Annotated in this window: 16 protein-coding genes; 12 read left to right on the top strand and 4 right to left on the bottom strand. The window is 31.3% G+C overall.

Annotated features, from left to right (window positions below):
- Nucleotides 1-110: 110 nt before the first annotated feature.
- Together L987_RS06510 and L987_RS06515 are read right to left on the bottom strand one after the other, a co-directional pair.
- On the bottom strand, nt 111-425 hold the full coding sequence (locus tag L987_RS06510) for a hypothetical protein (RefSeq protein ID WP_011303205.1): 315 nt from the start codon (nt 423-425) through the stop codon (nt 111-113).
- A 148-nt stretch (nt 426-573) separates the two neighbouring features.
- Nucleotides 574-2,019, bottom strand: a complete 1,446-nt coding sequence (locus L987_RS06515; protein ID WP_037538480.1) for an amino acid permease — start codon at nt 2,017-2,019, stop codon at nt 574-576.
- Between the two features lie 225 nt (nt 2,020-2,244).
- On the opposite strand from L987_RS06515, the gene L987_RS06520 reads away from it, so the two are divergent.
- On the top strand, nt 2,245-3,732 hold the full coding sequence (locus L987_RS06520) for a catalase (RefSeq protein ID WP_047503682.1): 1,488 nt from the start codon (nt 2,245-2,247) through the stop codon (nt 3,730-3,732).
- 427 nt (nt 3,733-4,159) lie between these two features.
- Here the strand turns inward: L987_RS06520 and rpmG are convergent, their stop codons facing one another.
- A complete protein-coding gene (gene rpmG / locus L987_RS06525) occupies nt 4,160-4,309 on the bottom strand; it encodes a 50S ribosomal protein L33 (RefSeq protein WP_011303194.1) in 150 nt (49 codons plus the stop codon).
- A gap of 215 nt (nt 4,310-4,524) precedes the next feature.
- Between rpmG and rpsN the strand changes: the two genes are divergently transcribed.
- The 3 genes from rpsN (at nt 4,525) to L987_RS06540 (ending at nt 6,996) form a co-directional block, all read left to right on the top strand.
- Nucleotides 4,525-4,794, top strand: a complete 270-nt coding sequence (gene rpsN, locus L987_RS06530; protein WP_011303193.1) for a 30S ribosomal protein S14 — start codon at nt 4,525-4,527, stop codon at nt 4,792-4,794.
- Between the two features lie 189 nt (nt 4,795-4,983).
- On the top strand, nt 4,984-5,970 hold the full coding sequence (guaC, locus tag L987_RS06535; RefSeq protein ID WP_011303192.1) for a GMP reductase: 987 nt from the start codon (nt 4,984-4,986) through the stop codon (nt 5,968-5,970).
- 3 nt (nt 5,971-5,973) lie between these two features.
- The gene (locus L987_RS06540; RefSeq protein WP_047503685.1) at nt 5,974-6,996 is read left to right on the top strand and encodes a CAP-associated domain-containing protein; all 1,023 of its coding nucleotides are present in this window, start codon (nt 5,974-5,976) and stop codon (nt 6,994-6,996) included.
- 199 nt (nt 6,997-7,195) lie between these two features.
- On the opposite strand, the gene lexA is transcribed toward L987_RS06540, so the two are convergent.
- Complete coding sequence (gene lexA, locus L987_RS06545) at nt 7,196-7,819, bottom strand: transcriptional repressor LexA (protein WP_011303190.1); 624 nt, start codon at nt 7,817-7,819, stop codon at nt 7,196-7,198.
- Nucleotides 7,820-7,961: 142 nt separating this feature from the next.
- Between lexA and sosA the strand changes: the two genes are divergently transcribed.
- The 8 genes from sosA to sbcC all read left to right on the top strand — a co-directional run bounded on the left by sosA (nt 7,962) and on the right by sbcC (nt 16,880).
- On the top strand, nt 7,962-8,195 hold the full coding sequence (sosA, locus tag L987_RS06550; RefSeq protein ID WP_041784811.1) for a DNA damage-induced cell division inhibitor SosA: 234 nt from the start codon (nt 7,962-7,964) through the stop codon (nt 8,193-8,195).
- Between the two features lie 120 nt (nt 8,196-8,315).
- Nucleotides 8,316-8,561, top strand: coding sequence for a DUF896 domain-containing protein (locus L987_RS06555; RefSeq protein ID WP_011303189.1), 246 nt, complete (start codon nt 8,316-8,318; stop codon nt 8,559-8,561).
- 79 nt (nt 8,562-8,640) lie between these two features.
- Nucleotides 8,641-10,629: a transketolase gene (gene tkt / locus L987_RS06560; protein WP_011303188.1), complete on the top strand. Its 1,989-nt coding sequence runs from the start codon at nt 8,641-8,643 to the stop codon at nt 10,627-10,629.
- Nucleotides 10,630-10,835: 206 nt separating this feature from the next.
- Nucleotides 10,836-11,075: a YneF family protein gene (locus L987_RS06565; RefSeq protein WP_011303187.1), complete on the top strand. Its 240-nt coding sequence runs from the start codon at nt 10,836-10,838 to the stop codon at nt 11,073-11,075.
- A gap of 643 nt (nt 11,076-11,718) precedes the next feature.
- Nucleotides 11,719-11,904, top strand: a complete 186-nt coding sequence (locus tag L987_RS06570; RefSeq protein WP_047503688.1) for a hypothetical protein — start codon at nt 11,719-11,721, stop codon at nt 11,902-11,904.
- Nucleotides 11,905-12,140: 236 nt separating this feature from the next.
- Nucleotides 12,141-12,608, top strand: coding sequence for a CcdC family protein (locus tag L987_RS06575; RefSeq protein ID WP_011303185.1), 468 nt, complete (start codon nt 12,141-12,143; stop codon nt 12,606-12,608).
- A 111-nt stretch (nt 12,609-12,719) separates the two neighbouring features.
- Nucleotides 12,720-13,850 (top strand): exonuclease subunit SbcD, encoded by a 1,131-nt coding sequence (gene sbcD / locus L987_RS06580; RefSeq protein WP_011303184.1) that lies wholly within the window; start codon nt 12,720-12,722, stop codon nt 13,848-13,850.
- Nucleotides 13,851-16,880, top strand: coding sequence for an exonuclease subunit SbcC (sbcC, locus tag L987_RS06585; protein WP_047503691.1), 3,030 nt, complete (start codon nt 13,851-13,853; stop codon nt 16,878-16,880). It abuts the gene before it with no gap.
- The last annotated feature ends 110 nt before the right edge of the window (nt 16,881-16,990 follow it).

Genomic DNA, 16,990 nt, shown 5'->3' on the forward strand with positions numbered 1-16,990 from the left:
TTTTGTAATTATTTGTTTGTATGCGCACTGAAATTACGATTTGTAGTAGTTATTAAAAAAGAGGTTAGAACTTTAAATAAAAGTCCTAACCTCTTTTTTAATAGATGTATTTATTTTGCAGTATGTGTCCATTCATTTTTACCTCGATGTCGTTTTACATGTGCATAGACATGGTCTGCAGCATAATCTAGGTTTGTATAAACAGTGATTGAAAATGCGGACTGATCCTCCTCAAATGTTTCTTCTAAAAATAGGTCTTTTAAATGTTCAAAGAGGCTTTCCATTTGTGAATGCTCTAAACTACTGTATTCTCTTAGTGTGCGTTTGATTAAGCGTTGATGCTTTTCCTCAAGTGATTGCACAACTATAACGAAACGTTCTTCAGTCTCTAATATGTCATCAAATAAATTCGTTTGTCCAACCATAGTTTCCACCTCTAGGTTAAGTCATTATTATATGTTATTATACTACACTTCTTGACCAGTGAAAATATCCTTACTTCTATAATTAAATTGTTAGCAAATTAAAAAACATCGGAATAAACACATAACAGTTTATTCCGATGTTTTAATTTTAATTATAATCGTGTCTCTTCAAATCCATCTCACTGAGTTTGACGATTTTAGTTTTCTTAATAAATTTGTGAACGATATAAATTACAAATAAAATAATCATAGGTGCTAAATTTCTAAATAGTGCGGCAAAATCTCCAGATAAAGCAGCATCTAACGAGTTACCAACAAATAAGAATAATAACGCTATAATGACAATAATTGGTCCAAATGGATAAAACGGTGCTTTGTAAGGCAACACTTCATTTGGATCTTTATTTTGTTTCTTAATAGCAGAGCGTAACCTAATTTGTGATAAGATACTAGACGCCCAAATCACAATAACGAGTGATCCTATAATATTTAATAACGAGAACACTATATCTGATTTGAATTGCGCTAGTATTATGATGAACAATACAATTACAAATGTAGCAATTAATGCAGTCATTGGTAATTTTGTAGTCTTGTTTAATTTAGATAAGAACTTAGGTGCTTGTCTATCTTCTGCCATAGAGAATAACATTCTACTTGTAGTATAAATCCCAGAATTAGCTGCTGATAATAAAGAAGTTAAAATAACTGCATTTATTACTGAAGCTGCAAATGCAATGCCAACACGATCAAACACAATGGTAAAAGGGCTTTGAGAAACCGATTCGTTTTTATTCAATAACATTGGGTCTGTATAAGGGATAATTGCTGATATAACTGCGATTGATAATACATAAAAGAGTAAAATTCTCCAGAAAACTTGTCTGATAGCTTTTGGCATTGAGCGATCAGGGTTAGAAGATTCGCCTGCAGTAACAGCAACGACTTCCGTACCTCCAACTGAAAAGCCTGCTACCAAGAGGACGCCTAGAAAACCTGAAATACCACCAACAAATGGTGCCTCACCAGTTGTGTAATTCGATAATCCATAAGTTTTCCCACCTAATATTCCTACAATCGTTAATACACCAATGAGAATAAACACGATGATGGTTACAACTTTGATGAGAGATAACCAAAATTCTGTTTCACCGAATGCTTTAACAGAAAATATATTTAATAAGAACAGTAAGCATAAGAATATAATGCTCCATGTGACAGGACTGAAAAATTGAAAAGCATCCCAGTAATAAAGTACACTTGAAGAAATAATAATATCAACGCTCGTTACAAGTAGCCATATTGCCCAATATAGCCACCCCATGGTAAATCCTAATGATTTATCTACAAACCTTGTAGAATAAGAACTAAACGATCCAGAAACAGGATAGAAAGTTGCTAGCTCCCCGATTGATGACATTAAGAAATACAACATAATTCCAATAATTAAATAAGCTAATATAGCGCCACCAGGTCCTGCTTGAGAAATGACATTCCCAGTTGCAACAAAAAGTCCAGTACCAATGGCACCACCAATTGCAATCATTGAAATATGACGAGAATTTAGACCGCGATTCATATTGTTTTGTGCCATAAAAAGTCTCCTATATTCGATTGAAATTTTATATATACAATACATTTTAATGCTTTTACTGAATACAAGCAATGCTTTTTGTGAGTAATAATTACAAAATGTTTAAATATTGCGAAAATTGTCATTAAAATTAGTGAGCCAATGTTTGCTTTTACGTGGAGGATACATTAAAATAAATACTAGATAATAATTATTATTATCTAGATGAAGTAAGGGGGAAGTAAAATGAGCAATAATAAAAAATTGACAAGCCTTTTCGGTGCGCCAGTCTCAGATAGAGAGAACAGTATGACAGCGGGTCCAAGAGGACCGTTATTAATGCAAGATTGGTACTTTTTAGAACAAATGGCACACTTCGATAGAGAAGTGATTCCGGAGCGCCGTATGCACGCTAAGGGTTCAGGTGCTTTTGGTACTTTTACGGTAACAAATGATATTACACAATATACTTCAGCAAGTATTTTCTCTGAAGTAGGTAAACAAACAGAAATGTTCGCACGTTTTTCAACAGTAGCTGGTGAACGTGGTGCAGCTGATGCAGAACGTGATATTCGTGGTTTTGCATTGAAATTCTATACGGATGAAGGTAACTGGGACTTAGTTGGTAATAACACACCAGTATTCTTCTTTAGAGATCCGAAATTATTCGCAAGTTTAAACCACGCAGTTAAACGAGATCCTAGAACAAATATGCGTAGTGCTCAAAACAATTGGGACTTTTGGACATCATTACCAGAAGCTTTACATCAAGTAACAATCTTGATGACAGATCGTGGTATTCCAAAAGGCTTTAGAAATATGCATGGCTTTGGTTCACATACGTACTCAATGTACAATGATAAAGGTGAACGTGTTTGGGTTAAATTCCATCATAGAACACAACAAGGTATTGAAAACTTACAACCGGATGAAGCGGCACGAACAATTGCAGAAGATAGAGAATCTTCACAAAGAGATTTATTCGAAGCAATTGAAAATAAAGATTATCCAAAATGGAAAACGTATATCCAAGTAATGACTGAAGAACAAGCAAGAAATCATAAAGATAATCCTTTTGACTTAACTAAAGTATGGTATAAAGGCGACTATCCACTAATCGAAGTTGGAGAATGGGAACTTAATCGCAATCCAGATAACTATTTCCAAGATGTAGAACAAGCAGCATTTGCACCAACTAACATTGTACCTGGTATTGACTTCTCTCCAGATAGAATGTTACAAGGACGTTTATTCTCATATGGTGATGCACAACGTTATAGATTAGGTGTGAACCATTGGCAAATTCCAGTAAACCAACCTAAAGGTGTAGGGATTGAAAATATCTGTCCATTTAGTAGAGATGGTCAAATGAGAATTCTGGATAACAATCAAGGTGGTAGTACGCACTATTATCCAAACAGTGAAGGTGCATTTGAAGATCAACCTGAATTTAAAAAACCTGGATTAAAAGTAGAAGGCGAAGCTTACGAATATGATTTCCGTGAAGATGACGATAACTACTTCGAACAGCCAGGACGTTTATTCAGATTACAATCTAAAGAACAGCAAGAGCGTATTTTTGAAAATACAGCGAATGAAATGCAAGGTACAACATTAGAAGTACAACACCGTCATATTCGTCATTGTTATAAAGCGGATAGTGAATATGGTAAAGGTGTAGCTAAAGCATTAGGCATTGACATTAATGATGTTGATCTTGAAGTTAAAGACTAATTTAACACAATTTAATAATAAAATAAGCACAAGTTGAATAAACATCATATTTAAAGCCAACGAAATTTATTTCGCTGGCTTTTTTGAGGTGAGGCTTAATTTTATTAACAAAAGTAGGATGACTAGGATTGAAAAGTTTTCAGAGCTGAAGCGCATGTATAAGTCTACTAGCATTTTTATGCATAAGAACTACTAATTTTCATAAATAGAAGTAGTAGTTCTTTAAAGCAGTGGGACTTTACATTTTCTATTCAGTCATCTACTGCCTAAACGAAAAAGAGTCTGAGACATCTATTTTTGTCCCAGACTCTATTGTTCAAAACTCAGAACATTAGACTAATATGCTGCTTTTTAAATTAAAAAAACAACATATATTACAAATTCCAATTTTTAAATGTCGTATTTAAAAGATAAGTAATGAAATGTACTACTTAGTTTCACGATGTAACGTATATTTATTTAATCTTGGACAAAACTTTTTAAGTTCAATACGTTCAGGATGATTACGTTTGTTTTTTGTAGAAATATAATTACGATCGCCACATTCAGTACATGCTAATGTAATATTTACGCGCAAAGTTAACACCTCTTTCCAAATAGTAATGATTACGTTTTATAATATTACCATATAAAATTTAATCTTTCAACATTTTAATAATGTGCAATTTGAAGAATTACATTAAAATACATATCCACTAAAAATTAATTAAAGATTAAAGATTGAATAGATAGAAAAATATGTTATGATATAAAACGTAATAATTACGATTTGTAAAAGGGAGAGGAAAATAGATGGCAAAAAAATCTAAAATAGCAAAAGAGCAGAAAAGAGAAAAGTTGGTTGCACAGTATTACGAATTGAGAAAAGAGCTAAAAGATAAGGGCGATTATGAAGCTTTAAGAAAATTGCCAAGAGATAGTTCTCCTACGAGATTAACAAGAAGATGTAAAGTAACTGGCAGACCTAGAGGTGTTTATCGTAAATTTGGTATGTCACGCATTGCATTAAGAGATTATGCACATAAAGGGCAAATTCCAGGAGTGAAAAAATCTAGTTGGTAATTTACGACTAAAGTCAGTTTACATTTGATATAAAACAATGTATATTATCTATTGGAAAAGATAAATAAAAAAGTTATTGTTCGGAAAAATGATAAAATTATCAATTATTTCAATGATAATGCTCATTAACATCATGAAAATCTTACCATTATATAAAAGTTTTATTAAAAATGTTAGGGGTTTGTTAAAATGAAAATTTTTGATTATGAAGATATACAACTTGTACCAAATAAATGTATTGTAAACAGTCGTTCGGAATGTGATACAACAATTCAATTTGGACCTAGAAGTTTTAAACTACCTGTAGTACCGGCAAATATGCAAACAGTAATGAATGAAACATTAGCGGAATGGTTCGCTGAGAATGATTATTTCTATATTATGCATAGATTTGATGAAGAAGGTCGTATTCCTTTTATTAAAAAGATGCAAGAAAAAGGTTTATTTGCTTCAATTTCAGTTGGTGTTAAAGAACGCGAATTTGGTTTTGTTGAATCATTAGCTGCTGAAAACGTGATTCCTGAGTATATTACGATTGATATCGCTCATGGACATTCTGATTCAGTTATCAATATGATTAAACATATTAAAAAACATATTCCAGAAGTATTTGTAATTGCTGGAAATGTAGGTACACCAGAAGGCGTACGTGAATTAGAAAATGCAGGCGCTGATGCAACAAAAGTAGGTATTGGACCAGGTAGAGTATGTATTACTAAAATTAAAACTGGATTTGGTACAGGTGGTTGGCAATTATCTGCTTTAAATCATTGTAGTAAAGCAGCGCGTAAACCAATAATAGCAGATGGTGGTATTAGAACACATGGTGATATTGCAAAATCAATTCGTTTTGGTGCATCAATGGTTATGGTAGGATCATTATTTGCTGCACATGAAGAATCACCAGGTGAAACAGTGGAATTAGATGGCAAAATGTATAAAGAATATTTTGGTAGCGCATCTGAATTCCAAAAAGGTGAACATAAAAACGTTGAAGGTAAAAAAATGTTTGTTGAACATAAAGGCTCACTTTTTAATACTTTAACTGAAATGCAACAAGATTTACAAAGTTCAATTTCATATGCAGGTGGCAAAGACTTAAATTCATTAAGAAAAGTAGATTACGTTATCGTAAGAAACTCAATTTTTAATGGTGATAGAGACCAAAATTTATAGTAGGTGTTTAAAATCAGAAGACTTTTATTATATATAGTCATTTTTTTGATCATTGTATTAGTCGTCCCTATCAAAGAAACGGCACCTATGACATCGTTACAGCAGCAACTCAAATCGAGTGTTGATAGTTGGACTTCAAGCGAAACAGCAACGAACGATGAACTGAAAGTACCTAATAAACAAGATTTTGCTGTGAATAATATTCAAATGAATATGTCAAAACAGGACGTCGATAACAAACTTGGCAAAGCTAAACGAGTGACATCAAATGAATATGGCACACACTGGCATACGTATTATTCTGATGATTATAGAGCATTTGTAATGGTAAGTTATATTGATGATAGAGTGAATGCACTTTATAGTAATCAAAATCTAATTTCTTCTAAATCGAAAATTAAATACGGTACACCTAAACAAATTGTGCGAGATAGACTTGGCGAACCAATTAAAGATAAACAAAAAGGTAACGTAAAATTTGATGTTCAAGACGATGAATATGATAATTTTCATAAAGACAGCATTTATACAACGGCATTTTATGATAAACATGAGAACAATAACTTAACTGCGCTTTTACAGGTTAGTGACAAAATGGAAAATCGTTTACAACAACAATATGGTGCACCTTCTGATAATTTAGCCCAAAGTTTCGAACTACAAAACTTTGATTTAGTAAATGCTGAAAGGGTTCAACATAATTTAAATACATTAAGCTATTCATCTAGTATTTCAGATACTGCCAGAAAACACAGTAAAGATATGGCTGATAATAACTATTTTGATCATAACAATTTATCAGGAGAATCTCCTTTTGATAGATTGGAGGCAGATGGTCATGATTTCAATGCAGCAGGAGAAAATTTAGCATATGGTCAAGCAAGTAGTATTTATGCACACCAAGGTTTAATGAATTCATTAGGTCATAGAAAAAATATACTTAAAAAAGAATTTAATACTCTTGGTGTGGGTGTCGATTTTAATAAAAATAGGCAACCTTACTGGACAGAAAATTATACAGGCTAATGTTTTATTATAGTTGTATACGGGTATCCATGATTTGTGAGGATGGATAAGTTATGACAACAAATAAAAAAGATAAAACAGAAGATATACTTGAAAAAGTTAAAGAAGTTTTAGAAAAGAATAGAAAAAAATAAGCGAATGCGCAATTGCGCATTCGCTTATTTTTTTGAGAGTGTCTTAAATTGCTCTAAATTACCAATTACATTTCTCTAAATAATCCGACCACTTTTCCTAAGACAGTAACTTGATCTAAATAAATAGGGTCCATTGAACTATTTTCTGGTTGTAGACGGTAATGTGCTTTTTCCTTAAAGAAGCGTTTGACTGTAGCTTCATTTTCTTCAGTCATAGCGACAATAATATCACCATTTTCGGCAATTGTTTGGCTTCTAACAATGACTTTGTCTCCATCAAGAATACCTGCTTCAATCATACTATTTCCAACTACATTTAAAATAAAAATATCACTATTGTGTGTAGATGTGAAATGTTCTGGTAAAGGGAAGTACTCTTCAACATTTTCAACAGCAGTTATTGGTATACCTGCTGTTACTTTGCCAATTACAGGAACATGAATTGTTTCTTCCATATTAATAGGTTCACCTAATTGTTCAGTTACTATTTCAATGGCACGTGGTTTAGTAGGATCTCTTCTAATATAACCTTTTTCTTCTAATCTAGATAAATGACCATGAACTGTTGAGCTAGATGCGAGACCAACAGCTTCACCGATTTCTCTAACACTTGGTGGGTATCCTTTAGCGTGAACAGTTTGTTTTATATATTCAAAAATCTCATTTTGTCGTTTAGTTAACTCTCTCATAATAGGCACTCCCTAATCTAATTTAACCTAATTATAGCATGTGTATATCCGTTTTACAAACGTTTGTTCGTTTCGGTGTTGACATAGAACAAATGTTCTGATAAAGTAACTATACAAACAAACGTTCTAGGAGTGACTATAAATGATAAAAATATATAAATCTCAAATAAAAGCTTATACAATGGTGTTAATTGCAACTATGGTTCTTTGCGCAATTTTTATATTAAGTGCTTATAACAACGCTAATTCAGAACAGACGTACGAAATGACAGATCACCAAATGACGCAACAATCTAACAATAGCGAACAAAACAATACTAAATTGGAGCAGAAAAGCGAACAAGATTCACAACCCGTAATGGCATCAATGTATTAAAATATATATAAAAGACAATGATTAATGATGATAATAAGGTTGGGTTAAGGTGAGCGAAACAATTTAGTTTCGTTCACTTTTTTGTTATATTTTTTATATTAATAATAACGGAGGTTTATAATGTCTCAAAAAGATGGTGTAGATATAAAAAGAATTAATGAATTAGCAAAAAAGAAAAAGGAACAAGGACTTACAGAAAATGAAGCTAAAGAACAATCGAAATTGCGAAAAGCTTATCTAGAATCTTTTAGAAAAAACTTTAAACAACAAATTGAAAGTACAAGAGTCATTGATCCTGAAGGTAATGATGTCACTCCGGATAAAGTGAAGAAAATTTTAGATGCGAAAGAGAAAGAAGATAAATAGAAAATCAATATTTTGTTAAATAGATATTAAATAAGGTATAATGATATAGAATCTTGTTAGAAGAAAGGAAGTCATTTAGATGAATAAAGAAAAAGATCAATTAGCGGTTGATACGATTAGAGCATTGAGTATCGATGCTGTTGAACAAGCCAATTCAGGACACCCTGGATTACCAATGGGTGCTGCTCCAATGGCATATACACTATGGACACGCCATTTAAATTTTAACCCCCAATCAAAAGATTTCTTTGATAGAGATCGCTTTGTATTATCTGCTGGACATGGTTCTGCTTTATTATATAGTTTATTACATGTTTCAGGTAGTTTAGAATTAGAAGAGTTAAAACAATTTAGACAATGGGGTTCTAAAACACCAGGACACCCAGAATTTAAACATACAGATGGAATTGAAGTAACAACTGGTCCACTTGGACAAGGTTTTGCTATGTCTGTAGGTATGGCGATGGCTGAAAAACACTTAGCTGGTAAATTTAATAAAGAAAATGCTAACGTTGTTGATCATTACACATATGTTCTTGCTTCTGACGGTGACTTAATGGAAGGTATTTCTCATGAAGCAGCTTCTTTAGCAGGTCATAATCAATTAGATAAATTAATCGTTTTATATGATTCAAATGATATCTCGTTAGATGGAGATTTAGATAAAGCATTCTCTGAAGATGTAAAAGGTCGTTTCGAAGCTTACGGTTGGAAACACATTTTAGTTAAAGATGGCAATGATTTAGATGCAATTGATAAAGCTATTGAAGAAGCTAAATCACAAGATGTTCCAACAATTATAGAAATTAAAACTGTAATCGGTTTCGGTGCGCCTAATAAAGAAGGTTCTCACGGTGTGCACGGTGCGCCACTTGGAGAAGATGAAAGAAAATTAGCGTTAGAAAACTATGGTTTAGATCCAGAAAAACGCTTTAATGTACCAGAAGAAGTTTATGAAATCTTCCAACAAAGCATGTTAAAACGTGCAAATGAAAAAGAAGAAGCATGGAATAAACTTGTAGAAACTTACAGTAAAGATTATCCTGAGCTTGCAGAAGAATTTAAATTAGCAATCAGTGGTAAATTGCCTGTCAATTATAGTGAAGCATTACCTCATTTTGAAGCTGGACACAGTGGCGCGTCACGTGCAGACTCAGGTGAAGTGATTCAAGCATTAAGTAAAACAGTGCCTTCATTCTTTGGTGGATCAGCAGATTTAGCTGGTTCAAATAAATCAAATGTTAAAGATGCACCTGATTTCGATAAAGAAACGCCAGAAGGTAAAAATATTTGGTTTGGTGTACGTGAATTTGCAATGGGTGCCGCTGTAAATGGTATGGCTGCTCACGGCGGATTACATCCATATGGCGCAACATTCTTTGTATTTAGCGACTACTTAAAACCAGCATTACGCTTATCATCAATTATGGGTCTAAATTCAACATTTATCTTTACACATGACTCAATCGCTGTTGGTGAAGATGGTCCAACTCATGAACCAATCGAACAATTAGCTGGTTTACGTGCAATTCCAAATATGAACGTTATTCGTCCAGCAGATGGTAACGAAACACGTGTTGCTTGGGAAGTTGCTTTAGAATCAGAAGGCACACCAACTTCATTAGTATTAACACGTCAAAATCTTACAACTATGGATCTTTCTAAAGAAACTGTAGAAGAAGGTGTTCGTAAAGGTGCTTATGTAGTATTTGAATCAGATAAAGCACCAGAATTCTTACTATTAGCTACTGGTTCTGAAGTTAACTTAGCTATAGAAGCTGCTAAAGATTTAGAAGCTCAAGGTAAAGGTGTACGTGTTGTTTCTATGCCAAACTGGAACGCTTTTGACCAACAACCTGATGAATATAAAGAATCTGTATTACCATCATCAATTACTAAACGTGTTGCTATTGAAATGGCATCACCACTTGGTTGGCACAAATATGTAGGTACAGAAGGTAAAGTAATTGGTATCGACGGATTTGGTGCTAGTGCTCCTGGAGACTTAGTTGTTGAAAAATATGGCTTTACTAAAGAAAATGTATTAAATCAAATTCAAACATTTTAATTAGTGTAGTGAAAATTGATTTTGTTGGTATGAGAACTTAAGTTCTCATACCATTTTTTATTTTATAATTAAAATAAGCTTATATTTACAAATTGATTTTGAAATTGATATAATACATAAGTCGATAATTTATATAAATAGAGTTGCTCTTGAAAATGAGCACTAATTTTAGTAAAATTCATTAGGGTAGGAAAGTGGGTGAAACAATGGCAACTTGGTTAGCAATCGTATTAATCGTGTTAGCATTAATTTTAGGTTTAGTAGGTGGATTTTTCCTTGCAAGAAAATATATGATGGATTATCTTAAAAAGAACCCACCAATCAATGAAGAAATGCTACGAATGATGATGATGCAAATGGGTCAAAAACCTTCTCAAAAGAAAATAAATCAAATGATGACAATGATGAATAAAAATCAACAAGATCAATTGAAAAAATCTAAATAGAACATCATTAAAGGGCTGGGAGCTACTTGTAAAAAGTAACTTTCAGCCCTTATTTTTTGCTCTGGCAACACAGTGGCAAAATGACTATGAATTTTTAAATCGCATTTATAAATACATTGTTTAGTATTTCATAACTTCTTTTTCATTATTCGGGTACAAAATTATGAATTAAAAGCATTTGGAATGTTTTTGAAAATAATAATTCCAGATGATGAAAATATACCTTTTCTTAATACTACAAATGTAGATAATAAAGGGTATGAAAGTGCATCAAAAAATCAAAGGAAGTGGTTGCTCGATGGTAACACTCAATTCCCAAATTCGATTCAAGTTGCAAAGGTTACTTCACAGCTGTAACTGATGAAAAAGATAAAATTCACTACCCAACAGATAGTGTAAGTCAAAAGTTATAAGATGAATATATGAATGAGGATATTGAGAATTTTAAAAATAAGTTATATAACATTCTTTTTGAAAAATAAGAATACAATAATCAATTTACAATATATTCTTATAGGTAATTTATAGAATGAATACGTAATTAGTGTAGGAGAGTATAACAATAAAAATTCGAATATTCAGAAAAATAATTGATTATAGATTGTAATTTGTTATAATATGAATATAAGGGAGGTAGTAATAAGTGAAGGATGCTTATGCCATGGAAGATAAAGAAGTACTTGATCGACTAGCAAATATGCATATTAACTTTCCGACCGACGAAGCATTTAAGAAATATCATAACGCGATGCAATTACATGATATGAATTATCTTAGATACACTTTAAACGATGCATTGTCCGCATGTACACAAACAAATGCAATATAAAAATACACATGTAGTAAAATCAGCTTAAATATAAGCTGGTTTTATTTTGTGTATATTGTGAATAAGCATTTGACTATGTCGTTTTCTACATAACTAAAAGACATGATATGAACATTAAGCCTTAAATTTTGAAGATTAAATAATAAATTAGGCTATAAATACTGATTATTAATTTATTAAGTGATATACTATCCAAGGTAAATATCATCTTGTAGAAACACAAAGAAGGTGTAAGCATGTTGTATTTAGTATTTTCAATAGTTTTCGCATTTTTAATGGGTATTGGTGTCATTATAGTCAGAATGAAAGCACAACAATTTCCCGTAAATGAAAAGAAAATTATACTACCTCCATTTTTTATGGCAACAGGTGCATTGATGTACGTGGTACCTTATTTTAGATTAACTGGAACTGAGATTTTAGAATGTATCATTATGGGGTTATTATTTTCTACCATATTAATTTGGACATCTAAATTCGAAACACAGGGTAGTGAAATTTACATGAAACGTTCAAAAGCGTTTCCAATTATTCTTATATCATTGTTGTTAATTCGTACAGTAATCAAAATATTTATAAGTAACCAAATTGATCCAGGGGAAATTGCAGGTATGTTTTTCTTATTAGCATTTTGCATGATTGTACCTTGGAGAATAGCAATGTTATATAAATTCAAAAAAGTTAAAAGTAATTTAATTCAATAAATTATTGCCGTTTATCTATAAAGGTAAACGGCTCTTTTATTATACTTGAAGCGTTATGAAAAATATAATAAACTATTAATACGAACAAACGTTCTAAGAGAGGGCGATATAATGAAAATCATACATACTGCGGATTGGCATTTAGGGCGAATATTAAATGGGAAGTCGTTACTAGAAGACCAAGCGTATATACTAGATAAATTTATTGAGGCAATGAAATTAGAACAACCCGACGTTATTGTCATTGCGGGTGATCTATATGACACAAGTTATCCAAATAAAGATGCGATTCAATTACTTGAACAGACAATTGATATATTAAATTTAGAAATGAGTATTCCTTTAATTATGATTAATGGTAACCATGATAGTAAGGAAAGATTAAATTATGGCTCAAAATGGTTTGAAAAATCACATATGTACATACGTACTGACCTTAATGATATGAATAAACCAGTAACGATTGGGAACGTTGATTTTTACACAATGCCTTTTGCCACTATAAATGAAATGCAATATTTCTTTGATGACAAAGCTATAGAAACACACCAACAGGCTTTAAACAGAGTGTTGGCATATATGCATGAAGTCATAGATGAGAATAAAGTGAATATTTTTGTTGGTCATTTAACAGTACAAGGTGGAATTCGCTCTGAATCTGAAAGGCCGTTGACTATAGGTACAGTTGAGTCAGTTGATGAGAATCTATTTAATCAGTTTGATAGAGTTATGCTTGGACATTTACATCATCCTTTCAGTATTGAATCTAATTTTATAAATTACAGTGGTTCATTGTTACAATATTCATTTTCAGAAACGAAACAACCAAAAGGTTATAAAATAGTAGAAATTAAAAATCAAAAAATAACAGACAAATTTATACCATTAAAGCCTCTAAGACAATTAGAAGTGATTGAAGGTAATTATGAAGATGCAATACAAGAAAAGTTAGAAGTAAAACATAAAGAAAATTATTTACATTTTAAATTAAAGCATATGTCACATGTGAGTGATCCTATGATGCATTTGAAGCAAATTTATCCTAATACTTTAGCGTTAACCAATCAGACGTTTGATTTTAATACATCTATACACCATGAAAATATTGAAATTCAAAAATTAGATGATGAAACAATAATTGATAATTTTTATAATAGTATAACGGGTGAACATTTAACTACGAATCAAAGTAAAAAAATAGAAAAAATTATGACAGCATTACTTGAGGAGGGTTCTAAATAAATGAGACCCATTAAACTGAATTTAACTAATTTCGGTCCCTTTTTAAATGAAACAATTGATTTTAATAATGTAGAAAATAACCAACTCTTTTTAATCAGTGGAAAAACTGGTTCAGGCAAGACGATGATATTTGATGCTATTGTGTTTGCATTATTTGGTGAAGCTTCCACAAAAGATAGAAAAGAAAGCGATTTAAGGAGTCATTTTGCTGAAAGTAAAAAACCAATGGTTGTCGAATTTGAATTTAAATTAAGAAATCAATATTTTAAAATTCAAAGACAAGGTGCATTTATAAAGGAAGGTAATAAAAATAAAACACTAGGGCAACTAGCAGTTTATCAATATGAACAAGATGATTATGCACTTAGAGAAAGTAAAATTAATAGTGGTAATCAATTTATCAAAGCGCTACTAGGTGTGAATGCTGAACAATTTCGACAACTGTTTATATTACCACAGGGTGAATTTAAACGATTTTTACTCTCGAAAAGTGTGGAAAAACAAGATATATTAAGAACACTGTTTAACAGTCAGAGATTTGAAGAAATTCAAAAAAAATTATCTGATGATGTAAAAGAAGTAAGAGAGCAAATAGAAAAAAGGTACAACGATTTAGAAAATCATTGGAAAGAATTGGAAACTTTTGATGATGAAACATTATGCGAGCATAAAGTAATAAGTGCTAGACAAACGAACAATATCATTAAGGTATTACCAGATTTTAAAATGAAAGCACAAATAATACGAGATGACTTTGAACAGAAAAAAGAAATATTAAAAAATAAAGTCAACAGTACAGAAAATGCTTTAAATAATAATATTAAATTAGAGGATGCTTTAAATAAGCTCAATGAAAATCAACAAAAATATGAAGCATTATTAGTTAATGAACACGAAATCCAAGAAAAAGTTAAGCGTGTAACAGAAATCAACGAAGTAAGACCCATTACGAATTTATTAGAAGTAAAAGAAAATACAATTTCCAAAAAAGGTAAAGTAGCGCAAAGTATTGAAGAAAAATCTAAAAGTATCTTTGATTTGGAGGATAAGATAAAACAAAGTAACCTTGAAGCGGATAACCTTAAAGAGAAGCAAGATGATATTGAGGAACTAAGGCGTTTTATTGAACAGACGCAATTGTTTTTTGAAAAAGCAAATAAATATAAAGATGCCTACAACAATTATCAGTTCACGAAAACAGCATTTACAGATTTAGAAGCGCATTTAACTCAAAAAAATGAGGAAATCAAAGATACTACAGCTAAATTAAATCAACGTCAGCCTGATTATCGAAAGATAGAACAAATTACGGAAGCAATATACAACCTTAATAATGATATTAAACAATTGAAGCAAAATGAAAAAGATAAAATTGAGTATGATGCATTAGAGAAAAGAAAAATGCAAAAGCAACGTAATCTTAAAGATTTAAGTCAAAAGCGTGTGCAACTCAATGAGGAATATAATAATATTGATAAATCTAAATTAGATTTAAACAACAAACAAGATGTAATTGCAACAGTACAAGCAGCTCTACATACTGGTGAAACTTGCCCAATCTGTGGTAATGAAATTCATACATTATCGAGTCACGTGGATTTTGATGAAATAATGGAAAGACATCAACAGCTCACGCTATTAGAAGAAAAAATAGCTACTGTAAAAGGAGATATTATTAAATGTGAAAGTGAATTGTCACACATTGAGGAGCAATTATCAAAATATACTATAGCTTCATTGGAAAATATAAATTATGAAGCTCTAGAAGATGAAGTTGAGAAGAAATATCAAGAAAAGAAAAAAATAGATGAAGAAAATAATGAAATAGAAAAATTAAAAGACCAATTACAACAATATGAAAAAAGTTCACACGATTTACAGATGAATATTCAAAAAAAAGAACACATATTAAAAGAAAATGAAACTGCGATAAACGATTTTGAAAATACAACAGGTTATAAACGGGTTGATGAATTTTTAACAAAATTTGAAGATGCTTATAATCAAATACGCCAATTTGATCAAACGCTAAATGAAATTGAACAAAAAATACAAAATTATAAGAGTACTTTAGCAATAGAAAAAAATAGTGTAACTTATTTAAAAAATAACCTTGCTGAAATAGAAACTGAAATCAATGAGACTGATATGAAAATCAATGAGGAAATGCAACGTATTGGTTTTACATCAATAGAACAAGTTGAAAAAGTAACAGCACAAGCATCAGAAAAGCAAAATTTAGAAAAAGAAATTGAAACTTTCAAAAAAGAGAAACAATCTTACGAATTATATATAGCGCAACTAAAAGCTGAAACAAATAATAAGAAGCTAGATGATACACAACAACTAAAAGAACGATTTGAAGAAATGCAACAAGTATATGAAACAGCTTCAACTGAATTAAGTCAACATGACTATAAAATGGAGTTTAATTCTAAAAAAATAACTGAAATAAATAAAATTATAGATGAGTTAAATAGTGAATTGCAATCTCAACAAGAAGTATTTCAATTAGCAGAAATTTTAGCAGGGAAAAATGAACAAAAATTAACGTTGGAAAATTATGTATTAATATATTACTTGGAGCGTATTCTTACTCAAGCTAATCAGCGCTTAGCAATTATGACGGGACAGAGATACCAATTAACGAGACGAGCTCAAATATCTCAAGGCTATAGTGGACTAGAAATAGATGTGTTCGATGCACATTCAAATCAATCACGCCACATTACATCGTTATCTGGTGGAGAAACATTTCAGGCATCATTAGCATTAGCATTGGGATTAAGTGAAATTGTGCAACAAGAATCAGGTGGGATTTCACTTGATTCAATGTTTGTAGATGAAGGATTTGGTACTTTAGATCAGGAAACACTAGAAACTGCACTAGATACATTGCTAAGTTTAAAATCAACGGGTCGCATGGTTGGGATTATTTCTCACGTAAGTGAACTCAAGCAAAGAATACCGCTTATATTGGAAGTAACCACAGAACAGTATCAAAGTACAACACATTTTAAAAAACAATAGAGTATAAAAAAAATATATTTAAATAAGAAAAAAGCCAAGACATTTTGAAATGTCTTGGCTTTTTTGATTTAAACTAGAGCGAACTATGAAAATTTTAAAAAAGCTTAATT

This window comes from Staphylococcus sp. ZWU0021 (genome assembly GCF_000798895.1).
Taxonomy (GTDB): domain Bacteria; phylum Bacillota; class Bacilli; order Staphylococcales; family Staphylococcaceae; genus Staphylococcus; species Staphylococcus saprophyticus.

Bases quoted from the DNA above. Each gene is read 5' to 3' on its own strand.
- tkt (WP_011303188.1), top strand. From the start codon at position 8,641: ATGAATAAAGAAAAAGATCAATTAGCGGTTGATACGATTAGAGCATTG.
- lexA (WP_011303190.1), bottom strand. From the start codon at position 7,819: ATGAGAGAGTTAACTAAACGACAAAATGAGATTTTTGAATATATAAAA.
- L987_RS06555 (WP_011303189.1), top strand. From the start codon at position 8,316: ATGTCTCAAAAAGATGGTGTAGATATAAAAAGAATTAATGAATTAGCA.
- sbcD (WP_011303184.1), top strand. From the start codon at position 12,720: ATGAAAATCATACATACTGCGGATTGGCATTTAGGGCGAATATTAAAT.
- rpsN (WP_011303193.1), top strand. From the start codon at position 4,525: ATGGCAAAAAAATCTAAAATAGCAAAAGAGCAGAAAAGAGAAAAGTTG.
- L987_RS06515 (WP_037538480.1), bottom strand. From the start codon at position 2,019: ATGGCACAAAACAATATGAATCGCGGTCTAAATTCTCGTCATATTTCA.
- L987_RS06510 (WP_011303205.1), bottom strand. From the start codon at position 425: ATGGTTGGACAAACGAATTTATTTGATGACATATTAGAGACTGAAGAA.
- sosA (WP_041784811.1), top strand. From the start codon at position 7,962: ATGATAAAAATATATAAATCTCAAATAAAAGCTTATACAATGGTGTTA.
- L987_RS06520 (WP_047503682.1), top strand. From the start codon at position 2,245: ATGAGCAATAATAAAAAATTGACAAGCCTTTTCGGTGCGCCAGTCTCA.
- sbcC (WP_047503691.1), top strand. From the start codon at position 13,851: ATGAGACCCATTAAACTGAATTTAACTAATTTCGGTCCCTTTTTAAAT.
- L987_RS06575 (WP_011303185.1), top strand. From the start codon at position 12,141: ATGTTGTATTTAGTATTTTCAATAGTTTTCGCATTTTTAATGGGTATT.
- L987_RS06565 (WP_011303187.1), top strand. From the start codon at position 10,836: ATGGCAACTTGGTTAGCAATCGTATTAATCGTGTTAGCATTAATTTTA.
- guaC (WP_011303192.1), top strand. From the start codon at position 4,984: ATGAAAATTTTTGATTATGAAGATATACAACTTGTACCAAATAAATGT.